At 73.6% G+C, this 9,984-nt stretch carries 8 protein-coding genes; 5 read left to right on the forward strand and 3 right to left on the reverse strand.

Features of this window, described 5'->3' with window-relative positions:
• Window positions 1-53: 53 nt before the first annotated feature.
• Window positions 54-746 carry an ABC transporter ATP-binding protein gene (locus ACIQWR_RS15960; RefSeq protein WP_404009148.1) on the reverse strand — a complete coding sequence of 231 codons (693 nt, stop codon included), beginning with the start codon at window positions 744-746 and terminating at the stop codon, window positions 54-56.
• Window positions 743-1,843, reverse strand: a complete 1,101-nt coding sequence (locus ACIQWR_RS15965; protein WP_404009151.1) for an ABC transporter permease — start codon at window positions 1,841-1,843, stop codon at window positions 743-745. Before ACIQWR_RS15965 ends, ACIQWR_RS15960 begins: the two co-directional genes overlap by 4 nt.
• 134 nt (window positions 1,844-1,977) lie before the next feature.
• Here ACIQWR_RS15965 and ACIQWR_RS15970 point away from each other — a divergent pair, with 134 nt between their 5' ends.
• Both ACIQWR_RS15970 and ACIQWR_RS15975 read left to right on the forward strand, forming a co-directional pair.
• Window positions 1,978-3,324, forward strand: a complete 1,347-nt coding sequence (locus ACIQWR_RS15970; protein WP_404009154.1) for a sensor histidine kinase — start codon at window positions 1,978-1,980, stop codon at window positions 3,322-3,324.
• On the forward strand, window positions 3,321-3,950 hold the full coding sequence (locus ACIQWR_RS15975) for a response regulator (RefSeq protein WP_404009157.1): 630 nt from the start codon (window positions 3,321-3,323) through the stop codon (window positions 3,948-3,950). The genes ACIQWR_RS15970 and ACIQWR_RS15975 overlap by 4 nt, the downstream gene beginning before the upstream one ends.
• Before the next feature lie 27 nt (window positions 3,951-3,977).
• Here the strand turns inward: ACIQWR_RS15975 and ACIQWR_RS15980 are convergent, their stop codons facing one another.
• Complete coding sequence (locus tag ACIQWR_RS15980) at window positions 3,978-5,465, reverse strand: PLP-dependent aminotransferase family protein (RefSeq protein ID WP_404009160.1); 1,488 nt, start codon at window positions 5,463-5,465, stop codon at window positions 3,978-3,980.
• A gap of 233 nt (window positions 5,466-5,698) precedes the next feature.
• Here ACIQWR_RS15980 and ACIQWR_RS15985 point away from each other — a divergent pair, with 233 nt between their 5' ends.
• From ACIQWR_RS15985 to ACIQWR_RS15995, 3 genes are all read left to right on the forward strand, one after another.
• On the forward strand, window positions 5,699-6,427 hold the full coding sequence (locus ACIQWR_RS15985) for an NTP transferase domain-containing protein (RefSeq protein WP_404009162.1): 729 nt from the start codon (window positions 5,699-5,701) through the stop codon (window positions 6,425-6,427).
• A 250-nt stretch (window positions 6,428-6,677) separates the two neighbouring features.
• Window positions 6,678-8,297 (forward strand): malate synthase A, encoded by a 1,620-nt coding sequence (gene aceB, locus ACIQWR_RS15990; RefSeq protein ID WP_404009165.1) that lies wholly within the window; start codon window positions 6,678-6,680, stop codon window positions 8,295-8,297.
• 315 nt (window positions 8,298-8,612) lie between these two features.
• Complete coding sequence (locus tag ACIQWR_RS15995) at window positions 8,613-9,803, forward strand: hypothetical protein (protein WP_404009168.1); 1,191 nt, start codon at window positions 8,613-8,615, stop codon at window positions 9,801-9,803.
• Window positions 9,804-9,984 lie beyond the last annotated feature (181 nt).

The following is a 9,984-nucleotide window of genomic DNA, read 5'->3' on the forward strand; positions in this document are numbered from 1 at the left end:
CCCCCTCCGAGAGGAGGGGCCGGGGCCATCGTTCGTGGGCGGTCGTGGGCGGGTCAGGCCGCGGGGACCGCCGGGACGGTCTCCGTCAGGCGGCCGTCGTTCATCGTCACCGTGCGGTTCATCCGCTCCAGGTGCGCATGGTCGTGCGTGACCAGGACCGTCGCCGTCGCGCGCTCCCGGGTGAGGCCGACCAGCAGGTCGAGGACGGCCGCGCCGCGCTCGTGGTCCAGGGCGCTGGTCGGCTCGTCGACGAGCAGCACCGCGGGCTCGTTCATCAGGGCCCGGGCGATGTTGACGCGCTGGCGCTGACCGCCGGAGAGCTGGTGCGGGCGCTTGTCGGCCTTGTCGGACAGGCCGACCGCCTCCAGCAGCTCCAGGGCCCGGCGGCGCAGCTGCCGGGCGGGCCGACCCGAGAGGTGGGCCATCACCTGGAGCTGTTCGGCGGCGGTCAGCGAGGCCAGCAGGTTCGGCTGCTGGAAGACGATCCCGATCCGCTCGCGGCGCAGCCGCGCCTTGTCGGCAGCGCTGAGCGTCGCGGTGTCCTCCCCGGCCACCACGACCCTGCCGGAGTCCGGGGTGACCAGGGTGGCCGCCACCGCGAGCAGGCTGGACTTGCCGGAACCGGAAGGGCCGACCACCGCCGTGAGGGTGCCCGCGGGAACCTCCAGGTCGACCGCGTCCAGGGCGGTGAGCCGGGCGTCGCCGTCCGGGTAGGTGAGCGTGACGTCGTGCACGAGCAGGGTCATCGGGCGCTCCCGAGAGCGGTCAGCGGGTCGACGGCGGTGATCCGCCGGATGGACAGGGCCGCCCCGACCACGCCCAGCGCGATCATGACGGCGGCGGGCACCAGGACGGTGGCGGCGTCGAGGACGAAGGGCACGGCGCCGCCGCTGATCAGCGCGCCGAAGCCGGCGGCGAGGGCGCTGCCGAGGCCGGTGCCGACGGCGAGCATGACGACGGCCTGGCCGAGCGCGTCCTTCAGCAGGTACGGCGTGGACGCGCCCAGCGCCTTGAGGACGGCGACGTCCCCGCTGCGCTGGATCGTCCAGACCGTGAAGAAGGCACCTATGACGAGGGCCGAGATGGCGAAGAGGAAACCGCGCATCAGCTGGAGCGAGCCGTTCTCGGCCTGGTAGGAGCCGATGGCACCGAGTGCCTCCTCGATGGTCTGGCTCTTGCTGGCGGAGGCCTCGTCACCGGCCGCCCAGTCCGTGGTCCCGGCGCCGTCGAGGGCGACGACGGTGGCGAGGGTGTCGAGGGAGGTGCCGGGGTTGCCGATGCGCTGCCAGTCGTCGAGGTCCATCCAGACGACCGGGGTGTGGCTGTAGGAGGCGGTCCCCGAGACGGCGCCGACGGCGAGCTCCAGGGAGCCGATCCTGAGCTTGGAACCGGCGCGCAGGCCGCCGAGCTCCTTGGCGGCCTTCTCGCTCAGGACCACCTTGCCCTGGGTCAGGGCGCCGGCCCCGGCGCCCCCCTTCGGGGCGAGTCGACCGGTCGGCTCGACGCCGAAGACCGAGACGGCGGCCGTGCGCTCGCCCGAGAGCGCGTTGGTGGTGCGGATGCCGAGCGGGTCGGCGGCCCGCACGCCGGACTGCCCCCGCCAGGCCTTCCAGGCGCTCTCGGGGAGCTGGGAATTGGTGAAGGACACCTTCTGGTCACCGGCGGGCGCGGCGAAGGCGAGACGGGTGGCGGGCAGGCCGGTGATGGCCGAGATGTTCTCCCGGGCCAATCCGGCGGTGAGCCCCGACAGCAGGCCCACGAGCAGCGTGATCAGCACCACGACCGCGCCCATCAGGGCGAAGCGGCCTCTGGCGAACCGTAGATCTCTCCATGCGACGAACATGCTTCCCACCTTGGTCTTCCGCGTGGACACAAGGCATCGCGCCCCGGTAGCGATCCTCGTATCGAAGGGCGGAAGGAGACATCAAACTTTTGGTTGACCGAGGCCGGGCGGCGGCGACCTACGCTGGTCGGGCCATGGAATCCGCCCGTACCACCCGCCGTTTCCGGCCTTCGCGGCCCGCGGGGCCCGCGCGGCCCGCCGCCGGCGCCCCGCCCGCCGCCACCGGCCGCGCGCTGACCCCCGTCTCGCGGGTGCTGCGCCTGTGCCTGCACGCCCTGCTGTTCGGGCTGCTGGCCCTGGCCGCCGGGCGCGCCGTGACCGATTCCGCGCCCGGCGCGGGGTGGGTGGTCACCGCCTGCGCGCTGCTGGCCGTCGTCTACGTCGCCGGGGTACGGGCGCCCGTCGTGCACCGCTCGCCCGGCGCCGGGGCGCTCTGGCTCGCCGGGCTCGGCGCGGCCTGGGCGGGGCTGCTCGTGGTCTCCCCCGACGGGCTCTGGATCGCCTTCCCGCTGTACTTCCTCGAACTGCACCTGCTGCGGCTGCGCTGGGGGGTCACGGCCGTCGCGCTGACCGCGTGCGCGGCGATCGGGGGCTTCCTGGGCCACAGCAGCACGGTGACCCCCGGGGCGTTCCTGGGGCCGCTGATCGGGGGCGCCGTGGCGGTGGCGACCATACTCGGCTACCAGGCGCTGTACCGGGAGAGCGAGCGCCGCCGCGAGCTGATCGAGGAGCTGATCACCACCCGGGCCGAACTGGCCGCGGCCGAGCGCGGCGCGGGCATCCTGGCCGAGCGCGAACGCCTGGCCCGGGAGATCCACGACACCCTCGCCCAGGGCCTGTCCTCCATCCAGCTGCTGCTCCGCGCGGCGGAGCGCTCCCTCGGCGACGGCCCGCCCCCGGCGGGGCCGGCCGCGGACGGGGACGGCGGGGACGCGGGCCGGGACGCGGGCGGGGAAGCGGGCGGCCGGGCGGCGGCGCTCGGGCACATCGCCCGGGCCCGGGAGGCCGCGCAGGACAACCTGGCGGAGGCCCGGCGGTTCGTCCGGGCGCTGAGCCCGCCCGATCTGGAACACGGGTCGCTCGCCGCGGCCCTGGAGCGGCTGTGCGTCGGCGCCCCGGGGGTGCGGGCCCGGTTCTCGCTGAGCGGGAGCCCGACGGAGCTGCCGACCCCGTACGAGGTGGCCCTGTTGCGCATCGCCCAGTCCGCGCTGGCCAATGTGGTCCGGCACGCGGGCGCCGGCCGCGCCGAGATCACCCTCACCTTCATGGACGCCTCGGTGACCCTGGACATCGTCGACGACGGCCGGGGCTTCGACCCCGCCGCCGGCCGCTCCGGGGGCGGTGACGGGGGCGGCTTCGGGCTCCCCGCGATGCGTTCGCGCGCCGAGACCCTGGGCGGCACCTTCACCGTGGAGTCCGCGCCGGGCCAGGGCACCGCCGTGGCCGTCACCCTGCCCCTTCCCGTGGAGGCCCCCCGATGACCATCCGGCTGCTGCTCGCCGACGACCACCCGGTGGTGCGGGCCGGGCTCCGCGCGGTCCTGGACACCGAGCCCGGTTTCACGGTCGTCGCGGAGGCCGCGACCGCCGAACGGGCCGTGGAACTGGCCGCTTCGGAGCCGGTGGACGTGGTGCTGATGGACCTCCAGTTCGGCGCCGGGATGCACGGATCGCAGGCCACGGCGCTGATCACGGCCCGGCCGGGCGGCCCGCGGGTGCTGGTGCTGACGACGTACGACACCGATGCGGACATCCTGGCCGCGGTCGAGGCGGGCGCCTCCGGCTACCTCCTCAAGGACGCGCCGCCGGAGGAACTGGCCTCGGCCGTACGGACGGCCGCCGCGGGCCAGTCGGCGCTGGCGCCCGCGGTGGCGCTGCGCCTGATGGACCGGATGCGGACCCCGGCCGAGGCGCTGACCAAGCGGGAGCTGGAGGTGCTCCAGCTGGTCGCCGACGGGCTGTCGAACCAGCAGATCTCGAAGAAGCTGTTCCTGAGCCAGGCGACGGTGAAGTCCCACCTGGTGCACATCTACGCCAAGCTCGGCGTGGATTCGCGCACCTCGGCCGTGGCGGCGGCGAGCGCCCGCCGGCTGATCCGCACGCCCTGACCCGGGCCGCGGGCTGCGGGCCGCCGTTCAGGCCACCCAGTGCGGGCGCTCGACCGCGGGGGCCAGCGGTACCCCGTCGTGCAGGGCCGTGGCCAGGCGGCGCACGGCCTCGTCGAGCCGGTCGGCGGGCAGCGTGTACGGGATGCGCAGCCGGTGTTCGAAGGTCCCCGGGTCCACGCCGAAACGGGCGCCGCGGCCGATGTGGACCCCGCCGGCCCGGGCCCGTTCGGCGAGGGCGGAGCTGACCGGTTCGCCGAGGTCCACCCAGAGCGAGAGCCCGCCGGGCGGCAGCTGCCAGCTCCACTCCGGGGCGTGCCGCTGGAGCGAGGCGACCAGCGCGGCGCGCTGTTCGCGCAGCTGCGCGAGCCGCTCGGGCAGCGAGCGGTGGAGTCCCTCCAGCAGGGGCAGCGCGACGAGCTGGTCGAGCACGGAGCCGGTCATGTCGGCGCAGACGCGTACGGCCGTCAGCTCGGCGATCAGCTTGGCGCTGGCCCGGATCCAGCCGACCCGGAGCCCGCCCCAGTGCGTCTTGCTGAGCGAGCCGATGGTGATCACGTGGTCGGCGCCGCCGCGCGGGGCGAGCGAGGCCAGTGGCCGCGGCGCCGGCACGTCGAGGGCGATGTCGGCGATGGTCTCGTCGACGACCAGCCAGGTGCCGGTGCGCCGGGTGGCGGTGAGCAGCCGCAGCCGCTGTTCCTCGGGCATCAGCGCCCCGGTGGGGTTCTGGAAGTCCGGGATGACGTAGGCCATGCGCGGCACGGTCTGGCGCAGGGTGGACTCGGCGATCTCCATGTCCCACCCGGCGTCGGAGACGGCGATCGAGGCCGTGCGCAGACCGGCGCGGCGCAGCGCGTCGAGGGCGTTGGCATAGGTCGGGTTCTCGGTGACCACCCGGTCCCCGGCCCGGCACAACAGGCTGGTGACCAGCGCGAAGGCCTGCTGGGCGCCCGAGGTCACCAGGATCTGTTCGGGTCGGGTCGCAAGGCCCCGGCGGGTGAAGCGGTCCGCGACGGCCGCGCGCAGGTCGGGCAGGCCGAAGGGGTGGTAGCCGGGGCTGCGGGCGAGGGCGGGCAGCCGGGGCGCGGCCCAGGCCAGGGCGTCCGCGAGGCTGCCGTCCGGTGCGCCCATCGCGGCGATGGCCAGGTCGATGCCGGGGTCGCCGTCGGCACTGTAGCCGCCCCCGCCGAGGAGGGCGTGCGCGCCGACCGGGACGTGCCCCTCGGGCAGTTCGGTCCAGGTGCCGGAGCCGCGGCGGCTGCGCACGTACCCGCTCTCGCGCAGCAGGTCGTAGGCGCTGGAGACGGTGGCACGGCTGGCGGCGAGGGCCTCGGCGAGGTCGCGTTCGGCGGGCAGGCGCACGTGCAGGGCGATCCGGCCGTCGAGGATCAGGGTGCGGACGGCGTCGGCGAGGCCCCGGTAGCCGGGGCGGGCGCGGACGTCCGCGGGGAGCAGGGCGGCGAGCTGACGGCTGCCGATGGCCCTGTCCGCCGTGTGGACCACTCGCTCGTTCGCCATGCCAACCTCCCCTGATTGGCTCTGCCTGCCAGGCCAATCGAGGTCCAGACTCTCGGTATTGGCCCCTGATTGGCAAGGACGTACCGAAAAATGCTGACCGACCGTGACGAACGCGCGCTGCTCCTGGCCGCCGAGGACCGGATCGCGGCCCCGCTGCGGCTCCGGGCCGCGCTGGCCGCCGTACGCACCCTCCTGCGGTCGACCCGCCGGGGCGCGGGGAGAGAATCGGAGGCATGTCAGACTCCCCCTCCTCCGCCACCCCGGCCGCACCGGCTCGCCCCGGCCCTCCGTCCCGCGCCGCGTCCCGCCCCTCGACCCTCGGCTCCCCGCCCATCGACCCCGCGGGCCAGGTGAGCGCGGGCCCGGTGACCGCACGCCCGGTGATCGCGGGTCTGCTGCTCGCGGCGGGCGGCGGGCGGCGGCTCGGCGGGCGCCCCAAGGCCCTGCTGCCCCACCACGGCCGACCGCTGGTCGAGAACGCGGTGCGGGTGCTGCGCGAGGCGGGCTGCGCCCCCGTGCACGTGGTGCTGGGCGCCGCCGCGGACGAGGTCCGCGAGCGGGCCGACCTGAGCGGCTGCGTGGTGGTCGACAATCCCGACTGGGCCGAGGGCATGGGCTCCTCCCTGCGGGTCGGGCTGGCCTCGCTGGCCGGTACGGACGCGGTCGCCGCCCTGGTCTCCCTGGTGGACCAGCCGGGCATCGGCGCGGTCGCGGTGGCCCGGGTCCGGGAGGCGTACCGCTCCCCCGCGAGCCTGGTCGCGGCGGCGTACGCGGGCGAGCGCGGCCACCCGGTGCTCTTCGGGGCGGACCGGTGGGCGGACATCGCGGCGACGGCGACGGGCGACAAGGGCGCCCGGGTGCACCTGTCGCGACACGCCGACGAACTGGTTCTCGTGGAATGCGCGGACGTGGCCGAGGCCTTCGACATCGACACGCCCCCCGACCTGGCACGTCTGGGTTGAGCGGGGCGTGACCGTCATGGCACCGAGGGCCACCGGAGATCGGAATCTGTCGACCCGGAGAATCTCGACATCAACAAACCATTGAACTTCCACCATGAGGAAATTACTATCCACTGGTCAGAAGCGCCCTGAACCACAGACGGCGCCCGCGACCGTTTCACGGAACTCTCTCCAGTCCGCGGCACTGCGTGCCGCATGCGCGAGCATTCCCCCGCGGCCGCCAGGCACCGCCGCTGAAGGAGTGACAGTTATGTCCGCACCAGCGCCGTCCCCGCTGGCCATCGTCGACGCCGAGGTCCTGCCCCGGCAGGACGAGGTCCTCACCGAAGCGGCCCTCGCCTTCGTGGCCGAGCTGCACCGGCGGTTCACCCCCCGCCGTGACGAGCTGCTCGCCCGCCGCGCCGACCGGCGCGCCGAGATCGCCCGCACCTCCAGCCTCGACTTCCTCCCGGAGACCGCGGAGATCCGCGAGGGCGACTGGAAGGTCGCGCCGGCCCCGGCCGCGCTCAACGACCGCCGCGTGGAGATCACCGGTCCCACCGACCGGAAGATGACCATCAACGCCCTGAACTCGGGCGCCAAGGTCTGGCTCGCGGACTTCGAGGACGCCTCGGCTCCCACCTGGGAGAACGTCGTCACCGGCCAGCTCAACCTGATCGACGCCTACGAGCGGAAGATCGACTTCACCGACGCCCGCACGGGCAAGTCGTACGCCCTGAAGCCCGCGGAGCAGCTCGCGACGGTCGTCATGCGCCCCCGCGGCTGGCACCTCCAGGAGCGCCACCTCCAGCTCGACGGCCGCCCGGTCCCCGGCGCCCTCGTGGACTTCGGCCTCTACTTCTTCCACAACGCGAAGCGGCTGATCGACCTCGGCAAGGGCCCCTTCTTCTACCTTCCGAAGACCGAGTCCCACCTGGAGGCACGCCTCTGGAACGAGATCTTCGTCTTCGCGCAGGACTACGTCGGCATCCCGCAGGGCACGGTCCGCGCGACCGTCCTCATCGAGACGATCACCGCCGCGTACGAGATGGAGGAGATCCTCTACGAGCTGCGCGACCACGCGGCCGGCCTGAACGCGGGCCGCTGGGACTACCTCTTCTCGATCGTGAAGAACTTCCGTGACGGCGGCGGCAAGTTCGTCCTGCCGGACCGCAACGCGGTGACGATGACCGCCCCGTTCATGCGGGCGTACACCGAGCTGCTCGTGCGCACCTGCCACAAGCGCGGCGCGCACGCCATCGGCGGCATGGCCGCCTTCATCCCGTCCCGCAAGGACGCCGAGGTCAACAAGGTCGCCTTCGAGAAGGTCAAGGCCGACAAGGACCGCGAGGCGGGCGACGGCTTCGACGGCTCCTGGGTCGCCCACCCCGACCTGGTGCCGATCGCGATGGCCTCCTTCGACGCGGTGCTCGGCGAGAAGCCGAACCAGAAGGACCGGCTGCGCGAGGACGTCTCGGTCGCGCCCGGCGAACTGATCGCGATCGACTCCCTGGACGCGAAGCCGACGTACGAGGGCCTGCGCAACGCGGTCCAGGTCGGCATCCGCTACATCGAGGCGTGGCTGCGCGGCCTGGGCGCCGTCGGCATCTTCGGCCTGATGGAGGACGCCGCCACCGCCGAGATCTCGCGCTCGCAGATCTGGCAGTGGATCAACGCGGGCGTCGTCTTCGAGAACGGCACCCTGGCCACCGCGGACCTGGCCCGCGAGGTCGCGGCCGCCGAACTCACCGCGATCCGCGCCGAGGTCGGCGAGGAGGACTTCGCGAACGGCAAGTGGCAGCAGGCCCACGACCTGCTCCTCCAGGTCTCCCTCGACGCCGACTACGCGGACTTCCTCACCCTCCCCGCGTACGACCAGCTCACCGGCTGACCCACCCCCACCACCGGCCTCGGCTGAACTCGCACAGCAGCCGAACCCATCGTGGACCACGAAGGTCCGGCCCGGTACCACCAGGTACCGGGCCGGACCTTCTTCGCGTCTTCGTCCTTGCCGGTGCGGTCGACGGACCAGGCAAGACCGAACATACGGTCGGGCGTTACCTCATCGTAATATGCGGCTACCTAGCGGTAACAACGTGTGGCGTGTCACCTTTCCGGTTGCCACCGGCCGGCGGTACCCCCACTTACACAGCCATACACCGGAGTTGTTCCCGACTTCGGCGTGGCCGACCGCAGGAGTTCCGCAGTGATCGGATTCCGCACCGTCAGCAAGTTCCCGACCGGCAGTCGTGTGCGACGACTTGCCGGGGCCTCGCTCGTCCTTCCGCTCGCCGTCAGCGCGCTGTTGGCCGGTGGAGCCGGTACCTCCGTCGCCAGCCCCGGGACCGGGCCCACCGCCGTGGTCTCCATGGGCGACAGCTACATCTCCGGCGAGGCCGGGCGCTGGAAGGGCAACAGCCTCACCAACAGCGGCAGTCGGACCGGCACCGACCGCGCCTGGGTCAGCGGCAGCAGCTACGACCCGGCGAAGGTATACGGCGCCACCGCGGGCGGGTGCGACCGTTCCGACTCGGCCGAGGTCCGCAGCGCGGGCCCGATCGCCGACGTGGCGGTCAACCTGGCCTGCTCGGGGGCGGTCACCGACAACGTGTTCCGCGCCTCCAACGGCGGCGTGCCCTTCAAGGGCGAGGCCCCTCAGGCCGATCAGCTCGCCGGGGTGGCCGCGACCAACAACGTCAAGGTCATCGCCCTTTCCGTGGGCGGCAACGACCTCGGCTTCGCCGACATCATCAAGGAGTGCGCGTACGACTTCGTGCTCTGGGGCTCCTACTGCTACGACGACCAGCAGGAGGTGGTCAACGGGCGGATGGACACCGTCATGGCGAAGGTCGGCAAGTCCGTCGACGAGGTCCGCGCGGTGATGCGCACCGCCGGGTACGCCGACTCCTCGTACCGCATCGTGCTGCAGTCCTACCCGTCGCCGATCCCGCGCGGCGCCGAGAACCGCTACACCCAGAGCGACTGGAGCCGGCTGAACACCGGCGGCTGCCCCTTCTGGAACAAGGACTCCGACTGGGCGCGCGACGCGCTCGTACCGCAGATCGCGAACCGCCTGAAGGCCGTCGCCGCCTCCAAGGGCGCCCAGTTCCTCGACCTGCGGGACATGATGCAGGGCCGCGAGGTCTGCGCCAAGGCGAGCAAGCAGGTGACCACGGCGGCGCCCGCTTCGGCGAAGACGAGCGAATGGGCGCGCTGGATCGACAGCAGCGAGACCCAGGGGCCCATCCAGGAGGACATGCACCCGAACTACTTCGGGCAACTGGCCGTCGGACGCTGCCTCTCGCTGATCTACGCACAGCCCGCGAGCGGCACCTTCGGCTGCCGCAACACCGCCGGCGCCGACCAGACCGGGATGTACCTGACCCCGGCCTCCTAGACCCGGCCTCCTGAAACCCCGGCCTGCCGAGCCACGGACGCATACGGCGGTGGGGGGGGGGCCCCCCCCCCGGGGGGGGGGGGGGGCCCCCGCCCGGCGGCCCCCCCCCCCGCGCCGCCAGCCCGGCCCCGGCCGGGGCGCCCCCCCCGCCGGGCCGCGCCGGGGGGGAGAGGGGGGGGGT

The organism is Streptomyces sp. NPDC098789 (genome assembly GCF_044759975.1).
In the GTDB taxonomy this organism is placed as follows: Bacteria; Actinomycetota; Actinomycetes; order Streptomycetales; family Streptomycetaceae; genus Streptomyces.